Source organism: Thermophilibacter provencensis (assembly GCF_900128445.1).
Lineage (GTDB): Bacteria > Actinomycetota > Coriobacteriia > Coriobacteriales > Atopobiaceae > Thermophilibacter > Thermophilibacter provencensis.
Genome location: NZ_LT671417.1, coordinates 2,160,428 through 2,183,081, shown reverse-complemented (window position 1 = coordinate 2,183,081; position 22,654 = coordinate 2,160,428). Strand labels below are relative to the sequence as shown.

Here is a 22,654-nt window from a genome sequence, read left to right as displayed (position 1 = left end):
GCGTCAGCCCCTTTCCCCGTGCGCGGCCCCGAGGCCCATGAGGGCGCGCTCGGCGCGCAGGAGCAGCGGGTAGGGGAGCAGCTTGGCGGCGACGTAGAACGCGCGCATGTCGGGGGAGGGGATACAGAGCGCCCGCCCGGCGCGGGCGGCCGCGAGGGCGCGCTCCGCCACGCGCGCCACGTCCTCGAAGCCGGTGAGGCCCGCCATGCGCGCGGCGACGTCGCCCGCCCCCGCGTGGTCGAGAAACCCCGTGCGCATGAACTTGGGGCAGAGCGCCGTCACGTGGATGCCCACGTCCCCGAGCTCCGCGTCGAGCGCGCGCGAGAAGTCCAGGACGAACCGCTTGGCCGCCGAGTACGTGGCGAGGCCCGGCTGCGGCATGAAGGCGGCCACGCTGGCCACGTTGAGGACGCGCGAGCCCGCCGCCATGTACGGCAGCGCGCGGTATGTGAGCTCCACGGGCGCGAGCATGAGCAGGCGCGCCATGTCCGCGTTGTCGGCCGCGGGCATGTCCGCGAAGTCGCCGAACGTCCCGAAGCCGGCGTTGTTGACGAGAAGCGCCACGCGGGCGCCGGGCGTCTCGGCGAGCGCCGCCTCGAGCGCGTCGAACGACGCCGGCTCCGTGAGGTCGAGCGCGAACGGGCGCACGCGCGGGGACGTGCGCGCGGCATGGCGCGAGACGGCCCAGACCTCGTCGAGCGGCCCGAAGGCGCCCTCGACGAGCAGGCGCACGAGCTCGGCGCCAAGGCCGGACGAAGCTCCGGTGACGATCGCGATGCTGGTCATGGTCGGCCTCCTTCCGCGCGGCGGCGCGCGCTGGGAACGGTCCCCCGCCTGTCCGGCTTTATGATAGGTCTTTCTGCGGGCCGGAGGCCGTCCCCAGCGTGCGCGCCAGGAGGGAGAATTCGTTGCAGACGAACTGCCTCAGGCGCTCCACCTCCGGGCGGCACGATCCCTCGAGCGTGACAATACAGACGGGGACCGAGGGGGCGTCCGCCGGGTCGAGGCCGTGCATCATGGCGAAGGGCCTGATGCTGAGCGCCTTGAGGTTCACGCCCATGATGAACCCGTTGCGGCTCTCGAGGAAGTCGACGACCTCCTCGCTCGTCTCGATGGGGACCACGGGTGAGCTCAGTCCGGCCCTCTGGCAGGTGACGAGGACCGTCTCGTTGAACCCGTCGACCTCGTCTGACCAGAGGACGGGGTACGGCTCCAGGTCCGCAAAGGAGAGCGTCCCCTTCCCGCGCAGCGGGTGGCCCCTCCCCAGAAAGACGCCCGGCGAGACCGACCCGATCTGCGTGCATTCGCACTGCGGCGCCCTGAGCCGGCCGATGGTGAACAGGGCGTCCACCGTTCCCGCCCGAAGGCCCGCGAGCGCCTTGGCCCCCACCGAGACCGAGAGGCGGGTCTTGACCCCGAGGGCATGCGTCGCGAGCCGAGAGATGACGCCGCAGATGAACTCATGCTTGGAGAAGGGCGGAGAGACGAGGGCGAGCTCCAGGCCGTCCCTTCTTTCGGCCGCGCGCCCGGCGCCCGCGGCGCGTTCCACGGACTCGAAGCTCATGACCGCGGCGCGCGCCGGCTCGAGGATCTTCTCGCCAAGGGGCGTGAGGGCCATCCCCTTGCCGGCCCTGGCGAACAGCGCCCCGCCCAGCTCCTCCTCGAGCTCGTGGATGGACTTGGAGACCGCCTGGACTGTGACGCCCTCCTCCCTCGCCGCGGCGGAGAAGGTGCCGTCGCGGGCGGCGAGGCAGAAGAATCTGAGCTGTCTGACGTTCATGCGCCCCCATGTCCCGGCAAGGAGATATGTTCCGGCAAAGAGTGCGGCCGCCGCCATGTCGGGGGTGGCGGCGGCCGGAGAAGGACCGTCTGGTCTCGGCCATACAGAGACTATAGCCGACGTCCCGTCCCGGATTCCTGGGGCGGGCGAGGCCAAGGGGCGCTACTGGGCGTCGGCACCCTTCATGGCGCGCGAGGCATAGACGATCGCCGTGAAGGCGAGCGCGGCGTAGAGCAGGTTGACCCAGATCGGGCCGTCCTCGTCGGAGCCGATCTTCATGAAGACCTCGAAGAGGTTCACGAGCGTGAGGATGGTCGCGGAGACGACGAAGGGCTTGAGGCGCGCGGGGTCCTTGGAGAGGCGGATGCCCATGACGCCCGTGACAAGCTCGAGCGCCCCGATGAACAGCAGGACGACGGCGGCCGCGAGGACCATCGCCCCCTGGTCCTCGATGCCCAGGTCGACGGTGGGGCCGAGGAAGTAGGCGATCGCCGCCATCGCGATCGAGGCGATGCCGATAAGGGAAAGGAAGATGCTGATTCCCTTCACGATGCTGCATTCTTTGGTCATGGGCTTCCCTCCGTGGTGCCGTATCGTGGGGCTGGCTGCACATCAAACCGGGAAGTATACGCAGGCGGCCTCCGCCCGGTCAATCGGGGCGAGAAGAACGGGGCGATTCAACGATTCCTTGAGTATGGGGCGGCGGGGCCCTTCCCATCGGGGCGAGAGGGCCTCTCGGTTATCGTGGGAACGCTTGCTTACCCTTCGGTTGGACCGGGCCTCGAGGAGCTCACATGACCCCAAAGGCGCAGCCAGAAACCATCGACGCCGACATGCGCGCGGGCGCCCCCGCCTCGGAGGGCGACGCCGCGGCCGCGAAGATCCCGCTCGCGATGCGGCTCTACGGGGCCCTCTGCACGGTCCTCGGCGTGTTCACCCTGTTTTCTGTCATCGTGTTCGCCGCCCTCATGACGTGGGCGCTCCAGACCGACCCGTCCCTGATCATCGTGGGCACCGACCCCACGCTGCCCGTGGTCCTTCTCGCCATCAGCTACCTCGTCACCATTGGCAACGGCGCGGCGCTCGTCGTCTTTGGGCGCTCGCTGCGCAAGAGCCGGCGCCGCAACGCGGCGCGCTGGTCGCACGTGCTCATCGGCACGTCGGTCGTCCAGGTCCTGCTCAAGATCATGCTGCAGGGCATCGACCTCTCGCTCATCCCCGACGCCATTCAGCTCTTCCTGCTGATCGCGGTCTCCGTCACAGTTGATCCGTCGCTCAAGAAGGAGCGCGCGCTCGAGCGCCACGTGCGCGACATGGTGGAGCGCGAGGCTGCCGAGGAGGGCATGCTCGGCCGCGACGTCGAGGGCAAGGGCTACATCGAGCTCAACTTCTTCAACCTGTTCTGGGTCTTCGTGATCTGCTGCTTCCTCGGCCTCGTCATCGAGACCGTGTATCACTTCGTCATCGTGGTGCCCGGAGAGATCCAGGACCGCGCCGGCCTGCTCTTTGGCCCGTTCTCGCCCATCTACGGCTTTGGCGCCGTGCTCATGACGGCGGCGCTCAACCGCTTCTACAAGGCCAACCCGGTGGTCATCTTCGCCGTCTCCGCCGTGATCGGCGGCCTCTTCGAGGCGGCGACCTCGCTCTTCATGGAGTTCGGCTTCGGCGCGGTGGCCTGGGACTACTCCGGCTCCACGATCTTCGGGGCCTTCCCCGACCCCATCGCGGCCGTCTTTGGCGGGCGCACCTCGACCCTCTTCATGTGCATGTGGGGCGCCCTCGGCCTTATGTGGATCAAGCTCTGCCTTCCGTGGATGCTCAGGCTCATCAACCTCATCCCGTGGAAGGTCCGCTACTCCTTCACCACGCTCTGCGCCGTCCTCATGCTCGTGAACGGCGTCATGACGCTCGAGGCGCTGGACTGCTGGTTCGAGCGCCTCTCGGGCATCCCGCAGACCACGCCCGTCGAGCGGTTCTATGCCGAGAACTACGATAACGACTACATGGCGCACCGCTTCGAGTCCATGACCATCACGCCGGACGACTCCGCGCGCGTGGACGGGGCGGCGCGCGCCGTGGCTGACGTCTCGGCGGCCCCGGAGGCATGATGGCGCCGGGTGAGGCCCCGGCGAGGCCGCGCTGGGGGCGGCGCGTCCTTCTTGCCCTGCTGGCGGCCCTGGCCGTCGCCGTCGTCGCGCTCGGGCTGGCGGTGCAGCGGCGCCTCGCGCAGAGGGAGGCGGGCCTGGGCGTGGTCCAGGCCCCGAGCGAGTTCGCGGCGCTGGAGGGCTCGTCCGGGCGCACGGGGTCCTTCTCGACGCGCATCGACTTCACGAGCATGGCCACGGGCTCGGAGACCATCTCCACGGAGGTGGCCTGGGACGACGACTGGTTCTTCCGGGATCCCACCGTCTACAACCACGATCTTGCCACCACGTGCTCGGTGCTCTCTACCGTGGCCAACTCCGAGTCGGCGTACTACCAGGCGGGCTCGGACTCGCCGGCCCACATGGAGGCTGCGCTCGCGGCGCTGGGCTTCGAGGAGATCTCCACGGCGTCGTATCAATACCGCAGCGAGATCTTCGACGAGGTCGTAGACCTCATCACCGGCACGGATGACGTCGTTGCCTACTCGGTTGCCGCCAAGCGCGTGACGGGCGAGGGCGCCGCCGAGAAGACCCTTTTCCTCGTGTCCATCCGCGGGAGCTACGGCTCCGAGTGGCTGAGCGACCTCAACATGGGCGACGCGGCCGCCTACGACATGGACGAGATCACGCACGAGGGCTTTGCCCAGGCCGCGCGCGAGATCGTGGACGTGCTCGCCGAGCGCGTCACCGAGGAGGCGGGCCTCGACGGCACGGACGACATCTGCCTGCTGTTCACCGGGCACTCGCGCGGAGCCGCCGTGGCCAACATCGCCGCCGCGTACGCCGACGAGATGTCGCAGGGCCTGCGCGTGCTGGCGCCGCTTGAGGGCATCTACTGCTACACCTTCGCCACGCCCGAGGTCACGACCTTCGACAACGCGCGCGACGCCCTCTACGACAACGTCTTCAACGTCATGAACCCGAGCGACCTGGTACCGCGCCTGCCGCTCGCCTCCTGGGGCTACGAACGCTACGGGCACGACCTCTGGCTTCCCGGCCACGGCGACGAGGGCTTTGGCGAGAAGTACGAGGCTATGTGCAAGATCTTCGAGGCTAACACCGGCGTGGGGTGCCCCTACGTTCCCGAGGACCGCGAGCGCGTGGACAGGCTGGTGGAGGACCTCGCGCGCGAGATTCCCACGGCCGACGACCTCGCGAGCGCGGGCGGGGTCTTCTCCCTCGCGCACGACCTCCTCGCCGACGTGAACCCCGTGCAGGTGCTCTACGGCCACTACCCGAGCGTCTACATCGCCTACATGCAGTCTGTCAATTGGGGACAGTCCCCAATTGACACAACTGATTGATATAAAATATATCTGCAAATTGGGGACTGTCCCCAATTTGCAGACGGACGGATGGGAGACGGGCGATGGGGGACGTGCGCAAGGAGCTCGCACGCGTGCTGCGCGAGGGCGAGCGGACGGTGGAGCGCCGGCTTGAGGCGTTTCTCGCCGACCCGGACGACGTCGAGACCATCCACCGCCTGCGCATCTCCATCCGCACCCTGCGCAGCCTGCTCGCGTTCTCCTCGCCGTTCCTCAGGCGTCGCCGGTACCGGCTGCTCCAGGACGACCTGCGCTCCGTGGTGATAGAGACCTCGCGCCTTCGCGAGTACGACGTGCTGCTGAGGCAGGTCCGCGCGCTCGACGTCCCCTACGGCGAGCTCGACGAGAAGATCGGCGAGCTGCGCGAGCTCGAGCGCAACCACGTCGTCGACGTCATGCGCGGGCGCCACGCGCGCCGCGCCCTGCGACGCGTGAGGAAGGCGATGGAGAAGCTGCCCTGGCGGCGGCGCGCTCGCGAGGCGGGCGTGACGCGGGGGGACGTGCGCGCGGCGTTCGACGAGCTGGTCCGCAGCGTTGACGAGCGCTACGCGCGCGTCGACCGCGCGGACGCCGACGCCGTGCACACGCTGCGCAAGCGCGCCAAGCGCGTGCGCTACGTCGGGGAGAGCTTCGGCGACCTGCTGGGGCATGACGCCGTCGCCGAGGGAGCGCGCATGAAGCTCGTGCAGGACGAGCTCGGGGACATCTGCGACGCCCGCGTCAACGTGGCGATGGCGCGCGAGTTCCCTACGAGGGGGCTCTCCGACGAGGCGCGCAGCGCCCTCGGGGCCCTCCTCGCCCAGAACCAGGCCCTTGTGGACTCCTTCTTCGAATCGGGGACAGTCCCCAATTAACACATATATTTGATATAAATCATATCTGCGAATCGGGGACTGTCCCCAATTTGCAGAGGCCGACCGAGCGGGCGGCGTCGAGAAGCTCGGCGTTGCGGGCGTTCATCGTGCCGAACTCGCTCACGCAGCAGATGACCTCGCGACAGGCGAGAAGGGCCTCGCGCGCCTCGGAAACGGCGCGCTTGCTCACGGGCTCGAAGTCCCGCTCGAAGACGGCTCGCGCGGCGAGGCTCCGTGCGAGCAGGCCGTCGACGTCGTGCTCGTGCAGCACCCCCGCGGCGAACGGCGTGCCCTCGCGCGCGAGGCGCCGGAAGCACGTCGCCCCCGTGCCGCCCCCCGCGATGACGAAGACCTCGGGCTCCCCCTCTGGCCGCGCGAGCTCGACGCTGCCGAACGTCGGGTCATAGGCGCCCGGCGCGAGGTCGTAGAGCTCGGCGACCCGCTCTGCCGTGAAGACCTCGTCGGGCGCGCCCTGAAACGCCACGCGGCCGCCCTTGACGCAGATCACGTGGTCGGCGGCCTTCTGGGCGAGGTCGACCTCGTGCAGCGACGCCACGACGGCGATGCCGCGCCCTCGCGCCTCCCGGCGCAGGAGCTGCAGAACCTCAAGCTGGGAGCGCACGTCCAGATACGAGGTGGGCTCGTCGAGCAGCAGCACGCGAGGCTCCTGGCAGAGCGCCCGGGCGAGAAGGACGCGCTGCCGCTGGCCGTCGCTCACGTGGGCAAAGTCGCGTTCCGCGAGCCCGAGCACATCGGTTGCGGCCATCGCCGAGACGACGGCCTCCCGGTCCCCCTCGCCGAGGACCCCGAGGCTCCCGGTGAACGGGTAGCGGCCCGCCTCCACGACGTCGCGGCAGGTGAGAAGCTCCGTTCGCGGGCGCCCGGTGAGCATGACGGACATGCTGCGGGCACGATCGGCCGCGGGGACGCCGTCGAGGGGGCGGCCGAAGAGCTCCACGACGCCGCCCAGCCTCCTCAGCTGCCCGGCGACGGTGCGCAGGATCGTGGTCTTGCCCGAGCCGTTGGGTCCGATCAGCGCCACCACCTGCCCGGGTCGCACGGCGAGGCAGATGTCCCGCACGAGCGCCCTTCGCCCGTGCCCCACGTCCAGCCCCCGCAGCTCAAGCGCAAGCGTGGAAGGCGTGGAAGGGGGACAGGCACCTTTGCACGTCATCGGCCCGCCCTCCCGCGAAGCATGAGGGCAATCACGACGGGCGCCCCAAAGACCGCGGTGACGGCGCTCACGGAGAGCTCGACCGGCGAGAAGAGCGTGCGCGCGACGAGGTCGCACCCGCAGCAGAAGGCCGCTCCCGTGAGGAAGCACGCGGGCGTCACGAGGAGTGGCCGAGACGAGCCCACGCCGCGCCGCGCGAGGTGCGGCGCGGCGATGCCCACGAACGAGACCGGCCCCGCGAAGGCCGCCACGCACGCCGAGAGCAGGCTCGAAACGAGCACGATGAGCATGCGCAGGCCGAGCACGTTGACTCCCACGCTCTGCGCGTAGGGCTCGCCGAGCTGGTAGGCGCCGAGCGGCTTGGAGAGCGCGAACACCGCGGCCGCCATGGCGACCACCGCCGCGGCGATGATGCCCGCGTCGGGCCACGTGGCGCCCGAGAAGCTCCCGCGCGACCAGTTGTCCAGGTTCACGATCGCCTGGTCGTCGGCAAACGCCACAAGGAAGTTCGTGGCGGCGGAGCAGATGTAGCCCACCATCACGCCCGCCACGATGAGCATGCCCTGGGAGCGCACGCGGCGCGAGATGAGGAGGACGAAGCCCATCGTGAGGAGCGAGCCGAGAAACGCCGCGCCCACGGATGCCGCCGGGCTCATGGGCTGGCCGGCGCCGAGCACCACGATCATCACGACGGCCACCACGAGCTTGGCGCCAGAGGACACCCCCAGCACGAAGGGGTCGGCGATGGGGTTGTTGAAGAACGTCTGCAGCAGGAAGCCAGAGAGCGAGAGCGCCCCTCCCAGAAGCGCCGCCTCGATGACGCGCGGCAGGCGGATCTGCCAGATGACCTGGGCCGCAGTGGAGGTGTCGCCGGGCCCGGACAGAAGGATGCCCAGCACCTCCGCGGGCGACGTCCCCACGCTCCCCAGGCATAGGTTGGCCGCGAAGAGCGCCAGAAGGCCGAGAAGGACGATGAGGTCGTAGGCCGTCGCCCGCCGCCCCCGTCCGCCGCCGCTGACCTTCGCGTCACCCACGCTACTCGAGCCTCCAGACGAAGGTGGTGGGCTCCCCCGAGCCGGCGATGGCGGAGCGCAGGTCGGAGATGATGTCCGCCATGCTGGTGATCTGCTGATAGAGGTTGGAGTCGCAGGTCCAGACGTCCCCGTTTCGCACGGCGCGGAAGTCCGCGAGCAGCGCGTTCTTTTCGACGAGCGCCTCGAGGCTGGTCACGCCGCCGTCGATCGTCCCGTTGTAGACGATGACGTCGGCGTCTCGCGCGCCCTCGTAGAAGCGCTCCATCTCGACGGTGACGGTGGTGGGGGAGGATTCGGTCGCGCCCTCCTCGGAAAAGCTCACGTACGCGCCGCCCGCCGCCTCGATCATCTGGCAGAAGTAGTCGCCGGAGCGCCGCGTCACGGCGGCCCCGTCCTCGTTCACGTAGAAGAAGGTCACGGTCCTGCCCGCGGGGCCCTCCGCGGCGGCCTCCTCCACGCGCCTCGCCACGTCGTCGAAGACCTCCGCGGCCTCGTCCTCGCGGTCGAAGAGGGCGCCCATGAGCTTGACCCACTCCAGCCGGCCGAGCATGTCCCCCTCACGGCTGGACTGCTCCATGAGGACGGCCACGCCCAGCTCCTCGAGCTTGGCGCGCACCTCGGGCACGTGGTCGATGTTGGTGTTCTCGATGGCCAGCGGGCAGCCCGTGGCGGCGATGAGCTCGTAGTCGGGGGCGCGATAGATGCCGCCGTAGGAGATCTCGCCGCTCTCCAGGCGCTCCGCGAACGCCGGGACGGGGGAGTCCTCGGCGCGGACGGACGACACGCCGATCGCATCGAGCGCGCCGATGGCGTCCACGAGGCAGATCATGCCGGTGGAGGCCAGATAGACGTTCTCGAGCGGCCGGCGAATCACGGCGATGTCCTCGGGGAGGCGCTCTGGCACCGTGGCGCCCTCGGGCACGATGAGGAGGCGCTCCCCGCTGGCGAGCGTGGCGAGCCGGTAGCCGCTCTCGTAGGCGTCAAGCGAGAACTGCGTGGCGTGAGAGAGGGCCACGGGCGTCGGCTCGCCGAGCGCGGCGAGGCCGCGGTCGCCGTCGTCCTTCTCGCCCGTCGGCGAGCATCCGGGGAGGGCGAGCGACGCGGAGGCGAGAAGCGCGAGTCCAACCGCGCCCCTGCGCGAGATGGAGCGGGCTGCCATGCGGGTCTCCGTTCGCGGTGAGGTCAACTCACCCATGATACGCCCTTCGCCGGACGCCGTCGCTGGCGCCGCGCGGCGCGCGGGGCCGTGGGCCGGATGCCGTCGCCACGCATGGGGGAGTCCCATAACCAGTACACTTGTCACGAGGGGATAGCGAGGGAGGGTGCCATGCGCGTCGAGAAGGCCGTGCCGCGCGGATCGGGCTGCGGGTCCAGGGCCGCCGCGCCCGCGGCCTCTGTGCGGGACAGCGCTGAGGGCAGGTCGGCGCGCCGCCTGACGCGCCTGGGCGCGCCCATGGAGCGTGAGTAGCCGTGGGGGAGAGGGGCGGCTCGAAGCGTGCGCGCCCGGCGCGCTTCGTCGCGGCGGCCTTCCTGGCGGCATGCCTCTACGCGCTCTCCACGCCGTGCTCCAAGGTCCTTCTCTCCGACGTGGCGCCCAACATGATGGCGGCCCTGCTCTACCTGGGCGCGGGCGTGGGCATGGCGGCGCTCGCGGGCCTGCGGGCGGCAGTGCGTCGCGGCACGTCTGACGAGAGGCCCCTCGAGAGCGCCGACGCCCCGTACGTCGTGGCGATGGTGCTGCTGGACGTGGCTGCGCCGATCCTGCTCATGGCGGGCCTCTCGCATGCGGCCCCGGAGAACGTGGCGCTCCTCAACAACTTCGAGATCGTGGCGACGGCCGTGATCGCCCTTCTCGCCTTCGGCGAGCGGGTGGCGCCGCGCACGTGGGCGGGCATCGCGGTCATCACGCTGTCGTGCGCGCTGCTCAGCCTGGAGGGCGGGGGCGCGCTGAGCTTCTCGGCGGGCTCTCTGATGGTGATCGGCGCATGCCTGTGCTGGGGCGTGGAGAACAACTGCACGAGCCGCCTCTCCGAGAGGGACCCGGCGCAGGTGGTCGTCGTAAAGGGGCTGGGGTCGGGCGCGGGGGCCCTGGCCGTGGCGCTTCTCGCCGGTGACGCGCTGCCCGCGCTGCCGGACGCGGCCGCGGCCCTCGCGCTGGGCTTCGTCGCCTACGGGCTCTCGATCTTCTTCTACGTGTACGCGCAGCGCGGCTTGGGCGCCGCGCGCACGAGCGCCTACTACGCGGTGAACCCGTTCATCGGCGCGGCGCTCTCGCTTGCGCTGTTCCAGACCGTGCCGGGGCCTGCGTTTCTCCTCGCCCTTGCGCTCATGGTGCTCGGCGCCTGGCTCGTGACGCCGCGCGCGGGGGAGGCGTAGGCCGCCCCGGCCCGCTCTGCGGCGTCTCGGTCGTGACTACAAATGCTAGTAAATGGGTAACAAATCACCGACCCCCTCAGGGGAGGGGACCCACCGCTACCGGCAAAGGAGCCGACCATGTCCCTCATCAGCAAGGAGATCTCAGACTTCAGCGTCAAGGCGTACCAGAACGGCGAGTTCCGCACCGTGACCAAGGCGGACGTGCTGGGAAGGTGGAGCCTGTTCCTCTTCTACCCGGCCGACTTCTCGCTCCTGTGCCCGACCGAGCTCGTGGACCTCGAGGAGAGCTACGAGGCCTTCAGGGCGGAGGGCTGCGAGCTCTACTCCGTCAGCTGCGACACCCACTACGTCCACAAGGCGTGGCACGAGGGGTCCGAGCTCGTGGGCAGGGTGACCTATCCCATGCTCGCCGACCCGGCGCACGTGCTCGCGCGCGACTTCGAGGTCCTCAACGAGCCTGCCGGCATCGCCGAGCGCGGCGCCTTCATCGTGGACCCCGAGGGCAGGATCCAGGTCTACGAGGTCACCGCGAGCGGCATCGGCCGCAACGCGGAGGAGCTCCTGCGGCTCCTCCAGGCGGCAAAGTTCGTTGCGGAGCACGGCGACCAGGTCTGCCCCGCCCGCTGGCGTCCCGGCGCCAAGGCACTCGGGCGATAGGGGACGAGGGCGCACCGCGGAGGACCCCCGGCGCCTCCTCAAGGCGCAAAGTTTCGTGGCGGAGCCCGGCGCCCAGGCCGCCCCCGCCCGCGGGGGCCCGGGCGCCAAGGCACGCGGGGGAGAGGGGCCGAGGGGCGGGGAGGGGATGACGCCCCCGCCCCGCCCCCGCCATGGGGGGCTACAGCTTGGGCTCCGGCTGCCGGGTGAGGTCCCGCCCGAGGCGCCCGAGGCGCGAGACGTCTGTCGCGGCCTGCCCCTCGTTCCACCGCTGCCGCGTCTCGTGCATGGGGTCGCCCTCGTCGGCCCAGAGCCGATCGGCCACCGGCGCCCAGGCCGCCGCCGCGGCCTCGGTCTTCTCGCGCAGCTGCTCGGGCGTCTCCTGCTCCACGAGGTCCGTCGAGCGGGCGCCCGTCTCGGCCACCATGAGCGGCAGGTCGTCGGGGTTCTCGAGCATGGGGCAGGGGCGCAGGTGGTTGGTGTTGAACGGCTGGCCCTCGTAGTACTTCATGAAGAGCGGGGAGCGCAGCGCGTCCAGCAGGCTCACGTCGTGGATGTTGGCGTTGGCGTAGTGGATGAAGACGCATGGCTCCACGTCGCCCGCGGCGTTGATGTGCAGGTAGCGGCGCCCGCCGGCGATGCAGCCGCCCACGAACTCGCCGTCGTTCTGGAAGTCCATCGTGAAGAGCGGCTTCTTGTCGCGCATCTCGCGCACGAAGCGGTACATCCGCTCGCGCTGCTCGGGCGTGGGGATGAGCTCGGGCGTGGAGGAGCGCCCCACGGGCATGAAGTGGAAGTACCAGCAGAAGAGCGCGCCCTTCCCGATCATCCAGTCCATGTTCTCCTCGGTGGCGATGGCGTCTGCGTTGGCGCGCGTCCAGCACGCCGAGATGCCGAAGGGCAGCTCGTGCTCGCGCAGGAGATCCATCGCGCGCTCGATCTTGACGTAGGTGCCGTCGCCGCGGCGCGCGTCGGTGGTGTGCTCGTTGCCCTCGGCGGAGATGGCGGGCACGAAGTTGGCCACGCGGATCATGTCCTGGCAGAAGGCCTCGTCGATGAGGGTGGCGTTGGTGAAGCAGAGGAAGGCGCAGTCGGGGTACCTCTCGCAGATGCGGATGAGGTCGTCCTTGCGCACGAGCGGCTCGCCGCCCGTGTAGATGTAGATGTGGCAGCCCAGCTCGCGGCCCTGGTCGATGATCGAGCAGATGTCCTCGTAGGAGAGGTTGAGCGCGTGGCCGTACTCTGCCGCCCAGCAGCCGGTGCAGCGCAGGTTGCAGGCGCTCGTGGGGTCCAGGAGGATCGCCCACGGGATGTTGCACCGGTACTTCTCGCGCGCCTTCTCCTGGACGGGCCAGGCGAGGATGTTGGCGTCCACGATGAGGGCCTTGAGCAGGCGCGTCCGCACCTCGGGGTTGAGCCGGAACGCCTTGAGGATGAGCTCGTACCAGTTGCTGCGCCCGTCGATGGCGTTCCTGAACGCCGCACGCTGCGTGGGGAAGACGTCCTTGGGCGTGTAGCGGTCGATCGTGTCCATGATCTTGGGGATGCGGGCCTCCGGGTCCTCGTCCACGTAGTCGATGAGCTTGTAGAGCGCCGCGCGCTCCGCCGTCTGGGTAAGCGACATCCTTGGTCCTTCCGACGCGATCCCTATGGTTTCTGGAACCGAACGGTGCTGTTTATACCCATCTAGGAATAAATCCACAACTGTGGAATACTAGGTATGTCTCTTCCATGAAGGGGAGCGAGTTGGCCACTATTCCACAGAGGGGCGGACAATGGGGGATTGCGCACAGGGCGAGAAGAACGGTCGGGCCGTGGACCGGCGCGTGCGCCGGAGCCGCCGCGCCATGATGGGCGCCTTCGACCGGCTGATCATGACGACGCCCTTCGAGCAGATCTCCGTGAGCGCCGTGGCGCGCGAGGCGGACGTCGACAGGAAGACCGTCTACCAGCACTTCGGCGGCGTCGACGGGATCCTCGACGCCATCGTCGAGGAGGCGGTGTCGGAGCTGCTCGACGAGGTGGAGGAGACGATGCGCGGTCGCGTGGGGGCGGGCGAGGACGTCCGACCGCTGTCCGCCTTCTTCGACGCGCTCTCGGTGCACCTGGGAAAGAACGCCGTGCTCCGGCAGCGCTACTGCGAGCACGTGCCGACCGAGCTGCTCTTCGACCACCTCGCCCGCCCGCTCGCCCGCCAGATCGCCGCGCGCGGCCTCGTGCGCGGCGAGCTCTCGGACACGGAGCTGGAGATGCTGCTCGCATTCGGCGTCGGCGGCCTGCTCTCGCTGTACCGCTGGTGGCTGCTGTCGGACCGCAGCGTGCCGCTCGAGGAGGTGACGCGCCGCGCCGGCGCCCTCCTCGAGGCCGGCGTGTGACGGCCCCTCCGCTCAGCCGGCCCGGGCGGGCGCCGGGGCTGACGTCCCCATTTCGCCCAGACAGAGCCAGCCGACGTATTACGCCCCGGGAGGGGAGAAGAACGTCGGCTGGCTCTGTCTGGGCGAATGCGACAGGGAGGGCGCGGGGACGGCGAGGTCGCCCCCGTCACGCCATGAGACGCTCGCGCAGCCAGCCGGCGAGCACGAGGGCGTGGTTGCAGCGCTCGTCGCGCGCCGCGTAAAGCAGCGTGACCGGCCCGCGCGCGAGCAGGGCGCGGCACCTTTCGGAGAACTCGGCCGCGGCCTCGCTCGCGTCGAGCTCGGTGCGGTAGCGCGCGGAGAACTCCTCGAAGCGGCTCGGGTCGTGCCCGAACCACCTGCGGAGCTCCGTCGAGGGGGCGACGCCCTTCTCCCATGCGTCGAGCGCCGCCGCCTCGCGGCGCAGCCCGCGCGGCCAGAGCCGGTCAACGAGCACGCGCGCCCCGTCGCCCGCCTCCGGGCCGTCATAGACGCGCCTGCACCTCAGCTCGAACATGCCCTGTCCCCCTCTCTCGATCGGTCAATTCGTGCGGGGGCGGAGCGGCGGGTGCCCCGCCCCCGCACGGGGCTAGAGGTCCTCCTCCGGCGTGGAGATCGGGGAGACCCCGAAGTGCTCGACCAGGTAGGCGAGCACGTTGGGAGAGACGAAGGCGGGCAGCGTGGGCCCGAGCTTGATGTTTCTGATGCCCAGGTAGAGCAGGGTGAGAAGGACGCACACAGCCTTCTGCTCGTACCAGGAGAGGATGATGGTGAGCGGCAGCTCGTTGACGTCGCACCCGAAGGCGTCGGCCAGCGCCAAGGCCACGGTCACGGCGCTGAAGGCGTCGTTGCACTGCCCCATGTCCATGAGGCGCGGCAGCCCGGCGACCGTGCCGAGGTCGAGGTCGTTGAAGCGGTACTTGCCGCAGGCGAGCGTAAGCACCACGCTGTCGGCGGGGGTCCGCTCCACGAGCTCGGTGTAGTAGTTGCGCCCCGGCTTGGCGCCGTCGCATCCGCCCACGAGGTAGAAGCGGCTGATCTGGCCGGACTTCACCGCGTCGACCACCTTGTCCGCCACGGAGAGCACCGCGCCGTGCCCGAAGCCCGTGGTGAGCGTGGTGCCGCCGTTGATGCCGGTCATCTGCACGTCCTCGGGATACCCGCCGAGCTCGAGCGCCCGCTCGATGACCGGCGAGAAGTCCTTGTCGTCACCGACGTGCACGAGCCCGGGGTAGGAGACCACCTCGGTGGTGAAGACGCGGTCGGCGTAGCTCGGGCGGGGCGGCATGAGGCAGTTGGTGGTGAAGAGGACGGCGCCCAGGATGCCGTCGAACTCCCGCTGCTGGTTCTGCCACGCGGTGCCGAAGTTGCCCTTGAGGTGGGGGTACTTCCTGAGCTCGGGGTAGCCGTGGGCGGGGAGCATTTCGCCGTGGGTGTAGACGGAGACCCCGGTGCCCGCGGTCTGCTCCAGGAGGGCGTGCAGGTCAAAGAGGTCGTGTCCGGAGACCACGATGAAGGGCCCGCGCTCGATGCGCATCGAGACCTCGGTGGGCTCGGGGACGCCGTACGTCTGTGTGTTGGCGCGGTCGAGGAGCTCCATGCACGCGTAGTTCTTCTCGCCGACCTCGAGCACGAGGGGCAGCAGCTCGTCCTGGCCGAGCCGCTCGCCGAGCGAGCGCAGCGCCCTGAGGAAGAAGCGGTCGAGCTCGTCGCTCGTGTACCCGAGCACCATGGCGTGGTAGGCATAGGCGGCCATGCCGCGGAGGCCAAAGAGCACGAGCGACTTGAGCGAGCGCACGTCCTCGTCGGGGTCGTTCCAGATGAGGTCGAGGTCGTATTCCCTCGCGTCGCGGGCGGGGGAGAGGGCCTCGCGCGCGCCGCGCACCCGCGCCGTGAGCTCGCGCACCGTCTGGGCGTTGAAGCTCACGTTGGTGACGGTGGTGAAGAGCCCCTCGAGGACGAGCCTCGCGACCCCGGCGGGGGCGCCCTCCTCGCTCACGGCGCGCGCGAGGCCCACGAGCGCCCCCGTGAGCTCGTCCTGCAGGCGGGCGACGTCGGCGGGCTTGCCGCACACGCCCGCCCTCCCGGTGCACCCGCTGCAGCCCGCGGTCTGCTCGCACTGGAAGCAGAACATCTCGTTTCCTGTCGTAGCCATCTGGGCCTCCTTGCCCTCGGGGCGGCCATCCGGCGGACGGCCTCTTCCTGACAAGGTTTACCGCTCGCGGGGGAAGGCGTATGTTGTTTCTACAACATAGAGGGAGGCTCCCATGGACTACATCGCGCTTTCACACTCCGCGCTCTTCGAGGGCGTGGACCCCGGGGACATAGAGGGGATGCTCCCCTGTCTGGACGCGCGCGAGCTGAGGCTGGGGCGAGGGGAGCGCGTCTATCGCGCGGGGGACGTGGTCACGCGCCTGGGGGTCGTGCTCGAGGGCGGCGTGAACGTCGAGGCGAACTACTACTGGGGGGAGCGGGCCATCTTCGCGCATCTCGGCCCCGGGCAGATCTTCGCCGAGGCGTACTCGGCGATCCCGGGCGGCGAGACCCTGGTGGACATCGTGGCCGCCGAGGACGCGACGGTCCTCTTGCTGCGGACCTCCTCCCTGCTCGCCACCTGCGAGCGCGCCTGCTCCCGACACCACCGCGTCATCGGCAACCTCCTGCGCGTCTCCGCCGAGAAGAACGTCGCGCTCTCGCGGCGCATGATGCACATCGCCCCGCGCACCATCAGGGAGCGCGTCCTCTCCTATCTCTCCGAGCAGGCGGTCGAGCGCGGGTCGCGCTCCTTCGTCATCCCGTTCTCCCGCCAGGAGCTCGCGAACTACCTCGGGGTGGACCGAAGCGCCCTGTCCGCCGAGCTCTCGCGCATGCAGCGCGACGGGCTCATCGTGACCCGCAGGAGCCACTTCGAGCTTCTCGCCGGCCCGGGTGGGCGCCGGGGCTGACGTTCCCATCTCGCCCAGACAGAGCCAGCCGACGTTTTGAGCCCCGGAAGGGGAGAAGAACGTCGGCTGGCTCTGTCTGGGCGCATGTGACGGGGCGGGGCGGCGACGGCGCCTTCGCCCCCGTCACGCTACTTCACGGTGAGGACCGGCACGTCGACGGAGCGAAGCACGCCGAAGCTCACGCTGCCGATCATGCCGCGCAGGGCGCCGAGGCCGCGCCGCCCCATGACCACGAGGTCGATGTCGTGGCTCTTCACGTACTCGGCGATGCCCTCGACCGGGGAGTTCGAGATGACAGCGTCTGCCACGACCTTGCACTCGGCGCCGTCGAGCGACTGGTCGACGATCTCCTGCGCGTCCGCGCGGGCGTTCTTGACGACGGAGTCCATGAGCCGCTCATAGGTTGCCGGGTCCGCGATGGCATAGGGCGTGCCGATCCCCCCGTCCCCGAGCAGCGTGGGGTTGGGCAGCGCGGCCGAGGCGATGACGGTCAGCACGCTCACCCGCGCCTCCGGGTAGGGCCCCGCCAGCCCGAGCGCGATGTGAAGGGCGCTCTTGGCGTGTTCGGACTCGTCATAGGGGACCAGGATGTTCTTGAAGTACATGGTTACCTCCCTCGTGACGTTGCGTACTGTTGAGGTGGTTATACCCCCTCGGCGCCGAGGGGGCCTCTGCCTCGGCGAGCGCACGGGAGAAGCCCGCAGGCGTATGATGCGAGATGGGGAGGCTGGGACGAGCGGAGGCATGCGATGCGCGTGACGGTGCTGATGGAGAACTCGACGCCCTCGAGCCGCCTGCTGGCGCGCCACGGGCTCTCGCTCTGGCTCGAGCTCGCGGACGGCCGGCGCGTCCTCTTTGACATGGGGCCGGACGACGGGTTTCTCTCCAACGCCCGCGCGCTCGGCGTGGACGTTGGAGAGGCGGACCTCGCCGTGGTGAGCCACGGCCACTATGACCACGGCGGCGGGCTCGCCGCGTTTCTCGGGATGTGCTCGGCTGCGGGGCGCGAGATCCCGGTCTACGCGCGCGAGCGGGCCTTCGAGGAGCATGCGTCGGGGACGCCGGAGCGCCATCACGCCATCGGCCTCGACCCGGCCCTCGCGGCGGACCCGCGCGTTCGCATGGTGGGGGAGCGCCACGCCCTGGGCGGCGGGCTCACGCTGTTCACCACGACGCGGCGGGCCCGTCCCGTCGCGCGCTCAAACGGTCGCCTCCTGGAGCGTCGCGGGGGCGCGCTCGAGCCCGACCGGTTCTTGCACGAGCAGAGCCTGCTCGTCGAGGAGGAGGGGCGTCGCACCCTGGTGTCGGGCTGCTCGCACGGGGGCATCCTGAACCTCATGGACGAGGCGGAGGCAATCGCCGGAGCGCCGCTCAACGCGGTTGTCGCGGGCTTCCACCTCATGGACCCGAGCGGCGGCACCGTCGAGGACGAGGCCCTCACGCGCGCGCTCGCAGCGGAGCTCGCCGCGCGCGGGGCGAGCTACCTCACGTTCCACTGCACCGGAACCGACGCCTTCGCCATCCTGCGAGACGAGCTCGGCGGGCGGGTGCGCTACCTGCATGTGGGGAGCCGGGCGGAGCTGTGAGGCGCCGCGCCGCGCGCGGCAGGAGGGGCTAGGCCGTGTGGCGCAGGCCCTCGAACTTCTCCTCGTCCGTCATCTTCGCCTTGCCGTCGAGGGCCTCGATCGAGCGCTCGACGGTGGCGATGAGGCGGTCGGTCTCCTCGTGCTCCGCGCGAAGCGCCTCAAGCTGCTGGGCGAGCGCCGCACGCCGGGCCGCGCGGTTGCCCTTGAGCAGGGGCGCGATGTCAGAGAGCGGCGCGCCCATGCGGCGGAACAGCAAGATCTCCTGCAGGCGGTCGACGTCCTTGGGACCGTAGTGGCGATACCTGCTGTGCGCGTCGCGCGACGGGTGGAGCAGGCCGAGCTGGTCGTAGTGGCGCAGGGTGAATACCGTGACCCCGGCGAGGTCCGCGAGCTCGCCGACGGTGTAGCCTTGTGCGTTCATGAGGGTCTCCTTTCCTGTGACCTCAGGGTAGACGGCGACGCAACGTCGGCGTCAAGCGAGAAGAACCTGCGAGTTTTGCGCCGTGGGCGCCTGAAAAAGGTCGACAGGGGTCATGACAAAGGTGACAGGGCCATCTGTCAGGTTTTTCCTGACAGATGGCCCTGTCACCTTTGTCATGACCCCTGTCGCCCCGCTCGGGGTCCTTCTCGCTATTCGAGCTCGAAGGCGCCCGTATACAGCTGGTAGTACGTGCCCTTCTTGGCGATGAGCTCGTCATGCGTGCCGCGCTCGATGATGCGGCCATGGTCGAGCACGATGATGACGTCGGAGTTGCGCACGGTGGAGAGGCGGTGCGCGATGACGAACGTGGTGCGCCCGGTCATGAGCGCGTCCATGCCGCGCTGGACGATGGCCTCGGTGCGCGTGTCGATGGAGGACGTGGCCTCGTCGAGCACCATGACCGGCGGGTCCGCGACCGCGGCGCGCGCGATGGAGAGGAGCTGTCGCTGGCCCTGCGAGAGGTTGGTGCCGTTGTCCGTGAGCATGGTCTCGTAGCCGTCCGGCAGGCGCTTGACGAAGTCGTCGGCCCCGGCCAGGCGCGCGGCGGCGATGCATTCCTCGTCGGTGGCGTCGAGCCGGCCGTAGCGGATGTTGTCCATGACGGTGCCCGTGAAGAGGTTCACGTCCTGGAGCACCACGCCGAGCGAGCGCCTGAGGTCCGGCTTCTTGATCTTGTTGATGTTGATCCCGTCGTAGCGGATCTTGCCGTCCTCGATGTCGTAGAAGCGGTTGAGGAGGTTGGTGATCGTGGTCTTGCCCGCGCCCGTGGCGCCGACGAAGGCGACCTTCTGGCCGGGCTTGGCGTAGAGCGAGACGTCGTGCAGGACCGTGTGGCCCGGCTCGTAGGCAAAGTCGACGCCGAAGAGGCGCACGTCGCCCGCGAGCGGTGTGTAGGTGACGGTGCCGTCGGCCTGGTGCGGGTGCTTCCACGCCCACTGGCCGGCCCAGTGCCCGTCGCGGCGCTGGCACTCGCGCACGGTACCGTCCTGGTCGATGGTGCAGGCCACGAGCTCGACGTAGCCCTCGTCCTGCTCGGGCTCCTCGTCGATGAGCTCGAAGATGCGCTCGGCGCCCGCGAGGCCCATGACCACGGAGTTCACCTGGTTGGATATCTGGCCGATCTGGTTGGCGAACTGCTTGGTCATGTTGAGGAACGGCACGCCCACGGCGATGGTGAGCGGCAGCCCCGAGATGGCGGGGTTGGGGATGCCGAGCACCAGGAAGACGCCGATGGCCACGGCGACGATCACGTAGAGCAGGTTGCCGGCGTTCATGAGGATGGGCATGAGCGTGTTGGCGTAGGAGTTGGCCGTGCAGGCGGCGTCCTGGTACTCGTCGTTGAGCTCGTCGAAGGCGCGCTCGATCTGGCGCTCGTGGGAGAACACCTTGACGACCTTCTCGCCGTTCATGACCTCCTCGACGAGGCCCTCCACGGCCGCCACGGCGCGCTGCGTGCGCAGGAAGTTCTTTGCCGAGCGGCTCGCGAGCGTCTTGCCGAGGAGCGCCATGATGGCCGCGCCGCCCACCACGACGAGCGTGAGCGGCAGGCTGTACCAGAGCATGATGCAGCCGACCGAGCAGAGCATGAGCATCGTGAGGAAGAGCTGGGGGAGCGACTGGGCGATCATCTGGCGCATGGCGTCGATGTCGTTGGTGTAGTAGCTCATCACGTCACCGTGCTGGTGCGTGTCGAAGTACCTGATCGGCAGGTCCTGCATGTGGTCGAACATGAGGCAGCGGAACTTCTTGAGCGACCCCTGGGTGATGATGGCCATGCACTGCTGCCACACGGCGTTGCAGATGAGGCTCGCAAAGTAGAGCGCGGCGAGGATCGCTGCGTTGGCGAAGATCTGCGGCTGCGCCGCGGCCCAGTCGCCGGACTCCCAGGTCTGCCCAACGACGGTGAGCGCGCGCTCCATGAAGACGTTCGGCATCGCCTGGACGACGCACTGGATGAGGATGCAGCACGCGACGGCCGGCAGCATGATCGGGTAGAAGCCGCGCAGCATCTTGAGGACCCTGAGGGCGGTCCTGCCCATCGACTTGGGCGCCCGCCCGCGGTGCATGTTCCTACTCATCGGCGCTCACCTCCAGCTCGCCGAGCTCGCGCTCGTCGTGGCTCTGCTTGTTCTGCGAGAGGTAGACCTCGCGGTAGATGGCGTTTCGGCGCAGGAGCTCCTCGTGGGTCCCGATGTCGTTGATGGTGCCCGAGTCCATGACCACGATGCGGTCGGCGTCCTCGACGCTCGAGGTGCGCTGGGCGATGATGACCTTGGTGGTCTCGGGCAGGTAGTTCCTGAAGCCCTCGCGGATGAGGCGGTCGGTCTTGGTGTCGACGGCCGAGGTCGAGTCGTCGAGGATGAGGATCTTGGGGCGCTTGAGGAGTGCGCGCGCGATGCAGAGGCGCTGCTTCTGGCCGCCCGAGACGTTGGTGCCGCCCTGCTCGATGTACGTGTCGTACTTGTTGGGGAAGGTCTGGACGAACTCGTCCGCCTGGGCGAGGCGCGCCGCCTCGAGCACCTCCTCGTCGGTGGCGTGCTCGTTGCCCCAGCGCAGGTTCTCGGCGATGGTGCCCGAGAAGAGCACGTTCTTCTGGAGCACCATGGCGACGGCGTCACGCAGCGTCTCGAGGTCGTAGTCGCGCACGTCTCGCCCGCCCACGCGGACGGACCCCTCCGTGACGTCATAGAGGCGCGGGATGAGCTGGACGAGGGTCGACTTGGCGGAGCCCGTCGACCCGATGACGCCGATGACCTCGCCGCTCCTGATGTGAAGGTCGATGCCTCGGAGCGCCTCGTGGTCCCTGTCCCCGCGATAGGAGAACCCGACGCCGTCGAAGTCGATTGAGCCGTCGGCGACCTCGGTCACGGGGTCTGCCGGCTGGTCGATCGTGGTCTTCGCGTCGAGGACCTCGTAGATGCGGCGCGCGTTCTCCTCGCTCATGACGACCTGGGCGAAGATCATCGAGAGCATCATGAGCTGCATGAGCATCATGAAGCCGTAGGTGATGAGCGAGGAGAACTGCCCCACGTCGAGCAGCTCGCCGCGCGTGGAGACGATGGCGAAGGAGCCGGCGTAGATCACGAAGACCATGACCGTGTAGATGCAGAAGTTCATGATCGGCGCGTTGAGGGCGAGGATGCGCTCCGCGTAGGTGAAGTCGTTCTGGACCTCGGTCGCGGCGCGGTCGTACTTCTCCTTCTCGTAGTCCTCGCGGACGTAGGACTTGACCACGCGGATGCCGGCGAGGTTCTCCTCGGCGCGCTCGTTCAGGGCGTCGTACTTGCGGAAGATGCGCCGGAACACGGGCACGACCTTGCGGATCACGGCGAACAGGGCGACCGCCAGCACCGGGATGATGACCACGAAGACGAGGGCGAGCCACCCGGCCATGCTGTAGGCCGCGATGAACGCGAGCACGAGCATGAACGGCGAGCGGATGGCGGTGCGGATGAGCATCATGTAGGCCATCTGGACGTTCATGACGTCCGTGGTGATGCGCGTCACGAGCGACGAGCTGGAGAAGCGGTCGATCACGGCGAACGAGAAGGTCTGGATGTTATAGAACATGTCCTTGCGGAGGTTCTTCGCGAAGCCGGTCGAGGCCTTCGCGCACGTGAGGCCGGCCGCGGCGCCAAAGGCGAGCGAGACGAGCGCCATGAGCGCGAGCACGCCCCCCGTGGAGAGGATCTGGCTCAGGTTGGCGCCGGACTTGATGGCGTCGATGAGGTCGGCCGTGTAGAGCGGGATCATGACCTCGAAGACGACCTCCCCGAGGACGAGCAGCGGGGTGACGACGGCCGCGGTCTTGTACTCGCGCACGCTCTCGGTGAGCTTGCGGCCCACCGTCGCGTAGTTCACGTGCGCGGCGGTCTTGACGAACTCCTGGTCCATGACGGGCTTCTTCG

22 protein-coding genes are annotated in these 22,654 nt (G+C 69.3%); 9 read left to right on the top strand and 13 right to left on the bottom strand.

Annotation, left to right across the window (positions count from 1 at the left end; all coding sequences use genetic code 11):
* Window positions 1-3: 3 nt before the first annotated feature.
* The 3 genes from BQ7391_RS09850 to BQ7391_RS09840 form a co-directional block, all read right to left on the bottom strand.
* Entirely contained in the window at window positions 4-786 is a 783-nt protein-coding gene (locus tag BQ7391_RS09850; protein WP_075280435.1) for an SDR family NAD(P)-dependent oxidoreductase, read from the bottom strand.
* Between the two features lie 58 nt (window positions 787-844).
* Window positions 845-1,780 (bottom strand): LysR family transcriptional regulator, encoded by a 936-nt coding sequence (locus BQ7391_RS09845; RefSeq protein ID WP_075280433.1) that lies wholly within the window; start codon window positions 1,778-1,780, stop codon window positions 845-847.
* 162 nt (window positions 1,781-1,942) lie between these two features.
* The gene (locus tag BQ7391_RS09840) at window positions 1,943-2,350 is read right to left on the bottom strand and encodes a hypothetical protein (RefSeq protein WP_075280432.1); all 408 of its coding nucleotides are present in this window, start codon (window positions 2,348-2,350) and stop codon (window positions 1,943-1,945) included.
* Between the two features lie 224 nt (window positions 2,351-2,574).
* Between BQ7391_RS09840 and BQ7391_RS09835 the strand changes: the two genes are divergently transcribed.
* The 3 genes from BQ7391_RS09835 (at window position 2,575) to BQ7391_RS09825 (ending at window position 6,103) form a co-directional block, all read left to right on the top strand.
* Window positions 2,575-3,888, top strand: coding sequence for a putative ABC transporter permease (locus tag BQ7391_RS09835; RefSeq protein ID WP_075280430.1), 1,314 nt, complete (start codon window positions 2,575-2,577; stop codon window positions 3,886-3,888).
* The gene (locus BQ7391_RS09830) at window positions 3,888-5,228 is read left to right on the top strand and encodes a lipase family protein (RefSeq protein ID WP_159437363.1); all 1,341 of its coding nucleotides are present in this window, start codon (window positions 3,888-3,890) and stop codon (window positions 5,226-5,228) included. The genes BQ7391_RS09835 and BQ7391_RS09830 overlap by 1 nt, the downstream gene beginning before the upstream one ends.
* A 65-nt stretch (window positions 5,229-5,293) precedes the next feature.
* A complete protein-coding gene (locus tag BQ7391_RS09825; protein WP_075280428.1) occupies window positions 5,294-6,103 on the top strand; it encodes a CHAD domain-containing protein in 810 nt (269 codons plus the stop codon).
* 19 nt (window positions 6,104-6,122) lie between these two features.
* Here the strand turns inward: BQ7391_RS09825 and BQ7391_RS09820 are convergent, their stop codons facing one another.
* From BQ7391_RS09820 to BQ7391_RS09810, 3 genes are read right to left on the bottom strand one after another with little or no spacing between them, the layout of a single operon-like run.
* Window positions 6,123-7,277 carry an ABC transporter ATP-binding protein gene (locus tag BQ7391_RS09820; protein WP_083662191.1) on the bottom strand — a complete coding sequence of 385 codons (1,155 nt, stop codon included), beginning with the start codon at window positions 7,275-7,277 and terminating at the stop codon, window positions 6,123-6,125.
* A complete protein-coding gene (locus tag BQ7391_RS09815; RefSeq protein ID WP_083662190.1) occupies window positions 7,274-8,311 on the bottom strand; it encodes a FecCD family ABC transporter permease in 1,038 nt (345 codons plus the stop codon). The genes BQ7391_RS09820 and BQ7391_RS09815 overlap by 4 nt, the downstream gene beginning before the upstream one ends.
* Window position 8,312: 1 nt before the next feature.
* On the bottom strand, window positions 8,313-9,470 hold the full coding sequence (locus tag BQ7391_RS09810) for an ABC transporter substrate-binding protein (protein WP_075280426.1): 1,158 nt from the start codon (window positions 9,468-9,470) through the stop codon (window positions 8,313-8,315).
* A gap of 168 nt (window positions 9,471-9,638) precedes the next feature.
* On the opposite strand from BQ7391_RS09810, the gene BQ7391_RS12400 reads away from it, so the two are divergent.
* From BQ7391_RS12400 to BQ7391_RS09800, 3 genes are all read left to right on the top strand, one after another.
* Window positions 9,639-9,779, top strand: coding sequence for a hypothetical protein (locus BQ7391_RS12400; protein ID WP_159437362.1), 141 nt, complete (start codon window positions 9,639-9,641; stop codon window positions 9,777-9,779).
* A 2-nt stretch (window positions 9,780-9,781) separates the two neighbouring features.
* Window positions 9,782-10,687 (top strand): DMT family transporter, encoded by a 906-nt coding sequence (locus BQ7391_RS09805; RefSeq protein WP_075280425.1) that lies wholly within the window; start codon window positions 9,782-9,784, stop codon window positions 10,685-10,687.
* A gap of 117 nt (window positions 10,688-10,804) precedes the next feature.
* Entirely contained in the window at window positions 10,805-11,344 is a 540-nt protein-coding gene (locus tag BQ7391_RS09800) for a redoxin domain-containing protein (protein WP_075280424.1), read from the top strand.
* 178 nt (window positions 11,345-11,522) lie between these two features.
* Here the strand turns inward: BQ7391_RS09800 and BQ7391_RS09795 are convergent, their stop codons facing one another.
* The gene (locus tag BQ7391_RS09795; protein WP_075280422.1) at window positions 11,523-12,965 is read right to left on the bottom strand and encodes a radical SAM protein; all 1,443 of its coding nucleotides are present in this window, start codon (window positions 12,963-12,965) and stop codon (window positions 11,523-11,525) included.
* Between the two features lie 151 nt (window positions 12,966-13,116).
* On the opposite strand from BQ7391_RS09795, the gene BQ7391_RS09790 reads away from it, so the two are divergent.
* Entirely contained in the window at window positions 13,117-13,716 is a 600-nt protein-coding gene (locus BQ7391_RS09790; RefSeq protein ID WP_075280421.1) for a TetR/AcrR family transcriptional regulator, read from the top strand.
* Window positions 13,717-13,882: 166 nt separating this feature from the next.
* Here the strand turns inward: BQ7391_RS09790 and BQ7391_RS09785 are convergent, their stop codons facing one another.
* Together BQ7391_RS09785 and hcp are read right to left on the bottom strand one after the other, a co-directional pair.
* Window positions 13,883-14,251, bottom strand: a complete 369-nt coding sequence (locus tag BQ7391_RS09785; protein WP_075280419.1) for a DUF488 domain-containing protein — start codon at window positions 14,249-14,251, stop codon at window positions 13,883-13,885.
* A 72-nt stretch (window positions 14,252-14,323) separates the two neighbouring features.
* The gene (gene hcp / locus BQ7391_RS09780; RefSeq protein WP_200799606.1) at window positions 14,324-15,889 is read right to left on the bottom strand and encodes a hydroxylamine reductase; all 1,566 of its coding nucleotides are present in this window, start codon (window positions 15,887-15,889) and stop codon (window positions 14,324-14,326) included.
* A gap of 112 nt (window positions 15,890-16,001) precedes the next feature.
* Between hcp and BQ7391_RS09775 the strand changes: the two genes are divergently transcribed.
* On the top strand, window positions 16,002-16,679 hold the full coding sequence (locus BQ7391_RS09775; RefSeq protein ID WP_075280418.1) for a Crp/Fnr family transcriptional regulator: 678 nt from the start codon (window positions 16,002-16,004) through the stop codon (window positions 16,677-16,679).
* 128 nt (window positions 16,680-16,807) lie between these two features.
* Here BQ7391_RS09775 and BQ7391_RS09770 read toward each other — a convergent pair whose 3' ends face one another.
* Window positions 16,808-17,284: a universal stress protein gene (locus BQ7391_RS09770; protein WP_075280417.1), complete on the bottom strand. Its 477-nt coding sequence runs from the start codon at window positions 17,282-17,284 to the stop codon at window positions 16,808-16,810.
* A 144-nt stretch (window positions 17,285-17,428) separates the two neighbouring features.
* On the opposite strand from BQ7391_RS09770, the gene BQ7391_RS09765 reads away from it, so the two are divergent.
* Window positions 17,429-18,265 (top strand): MBL fold metallo-hydrolase, encoded by an 837-nt coding sequence (locus BQ7391_RS09765; RefSeq protein WP_075280416.1) that lies wholly within the window; start codon window positions 17,429-17,431, stop codon window positions 18,263-18,265.
* A gap of 28 nt (window positions 18,266-18,293) precedes the next feature.
* Here the strand turns inward: BQ7391_RS09765 and BQ7391_RS09760 are convergent, their stop codons facing one another.
* The 3 genes from BQ7391_RS09760 to BQ7391_RS09750 all read right to left on the bottom strand — a co-directional run bounded on the left by BQ7391_RS09760 (window position 18,294) and on the right by BQ7391_RS09750 (window position 22,640).
* Entirely contained in the window at window positions 18,294-18,686 is a 393-nt protein-coding gene (locus BQ7391_RS09760) for a MerR family transcriptional regulator (RefSeq protein ID WP_075280414.1), read from the bottom strand.
* A gap of 209 nt (window positions 18,687-18,895) precedes the next feature.
* Complete coding sequence (locus BQ7391_RS09755; RefSeq protein WP_075280412.1) at window positions 18,896-20,824, bottom strand: ABC transporter ATP-binding protein; 1,929 nt, start codon at window positions 20,822-20,824, stop codon at window positions 18,896-18,898.
* A complete protein-coding gene (locus BQ7391_RS09750; protein ID WP_394805980.1) occupies window positions 20,817-22,640 on the bottom strand; it encodes an ABC transporter ATP-binding protein in 1,824 nt (607 codons plus the stop codon). Before BQ7391_RS09750 ends, BQ7391_RS09755 begins: the two co-directional genes overlap by 8 nt.
* Between the last annotated feature and the right edge of the window lie 14 nt (window positions 22,641-22,654).

Bases quoted from the DNA above. Each gene is read 5' to 3' on its own strand.
- BQ7391_RS09850 (WP_075280435.1), bottom strand. From the start codon at position 786: ATGACCAGCATCGCGATCGTCACCGGAGCTTCGTCCGGCCTTGGCGCC.
- BQ7391_RS09845 (WP_075280433.1), bottom strand. From the start codon at position 1,780: ATGAACGTCAGACAGCTCAGATTCTTCTGCCTCGCCGCCCGCGACGGC.
- BQ7391_RS09840 (WP_075280432.1), bottom strand. From the start codon at position 2,350: ATGACCAAAGAATGCAGCATCGTGAAGGGAATCAGCATCTTCCTTTCC.
- BQ7391_RS09835 (WP_075280430.1), top strand. From the start codon at position 2,575: ATGACCCCAAAGGCGCAGCCAGAAACCATCGACGCCGACATGCGCGCG.
- BQ7391_RS09830 (WP_159437363.1), top strand. From the start codon at position 3,888: ATGGCGCCGGGTGAGGCCCCGGCGAGGCCGCGCTGGGGGCGGCGCGTC.
- BQ7391_RS09825 (WP_075280428.1), top strand. From the start codon at position 5,294: ATGGGGGACGTGCGCAAGGAGCTCGCACGCGTGCTGCGCGAGGGCGAG.
- BQ7391_RS09820 (WP_083662191.1), bottom strand. From the start codon at position 7,277: ATGACGTGCAAAGGTGCCTGTCCCCCTTCCACGCCTTCCACGCTTGCG.
- BQ7391_RS09810 (WP_075280426.1), bottom strand. From the start codon at position 9,470: ATGGCAGCCCGCTCCATCTCGCGCAGGGGCGCGGTTGGACTCGCGCTT.
- BQ7391_RS12400 (WP_159437362.1), top strand. From the start codon at position 9,639: ATGCGCGTCGAGAAGGCCGTGCCGCGCGGATCGGGCTGCGGGTCCAGG.
- BQ7391_RS09800 (WP_075280424.1), top strand. From the start codon at position 10,805: ATGTCCCTCATCAGCAAGGAGATCTCAGACTTCAGCGTCAAGGCGTAC.
- BQ7391_RS09795 (WP_075280422.1), bottom strand. From the start codon at position 12,965: ATGTCGCTTACCCAGACGGCGGAGCGCGCGGCGCTCTACAAGCTCATC.
- BQ7391_RS09790 (WP_075280421.1), top strand. From the start codon at position 13,117: ATGGGGGATTGCGCACAGGGCGAGAAGAACGGTCGGGCCGTGGACCGG.
- BQ7391_RS09785 (WP_075280419.1), bottom strand. From the start codon at position 14,251: ATGTTCGAGCTGAGGTGCAGGCGCGTCTATGACGGCCCGGAGGCGGGC.
- hcp (WP_200799606.1), bottom strand. From the start codon at position 15,889: ATGGCTACGACAGGAAACGAGATGTTCTGCTTCCAGTGCGAGCAGACC.
- BQ7391_RS09775 (WP_075280418.1), top strand. From the start codon at position 16,002: ATGGACTACATCGCGCTTTCACACTCCGCGCTCTTCGAGGGCGTGGAC.
- BQ7391_RS09770 (WP_075280417.1), bottom strand. From the start codon at position 17,284: ATGTACTTCAAGAACATCCTGGTCCCCTATGACGAGTCCGAACACGCC.
- BQ7391_RS09765 (WP_075280416.1), top strand. From the start codon at position 17,429: ATGCGCGTGACGGTGCTGATGGAGAACTCGACGCCCTCGAGCCGCCTG.
- BQ7391_RS09760 (WP_075280414.1), bottom strand. From the start codon at position 18,686: ATGAACGCACAAGGCTACACCGTCGGCGAGCTCGCGGACCTCGCCGGG.
- BQ7391_RS09755 (WP_075280412.1), bottom strand. From the start codon at position 20,824: ATGAGTAGGAACATGCACCGCGGGCGGGCGCCCAAGTCGATGGGCAGG.
- BQ7391_RS09750 (WP_394805980.1), bottom strand. From the start codon at position 22,640: ATGGACCAGGAGTTCGTCAAGACCGCCGCGCACGTGAACTACGCGACG.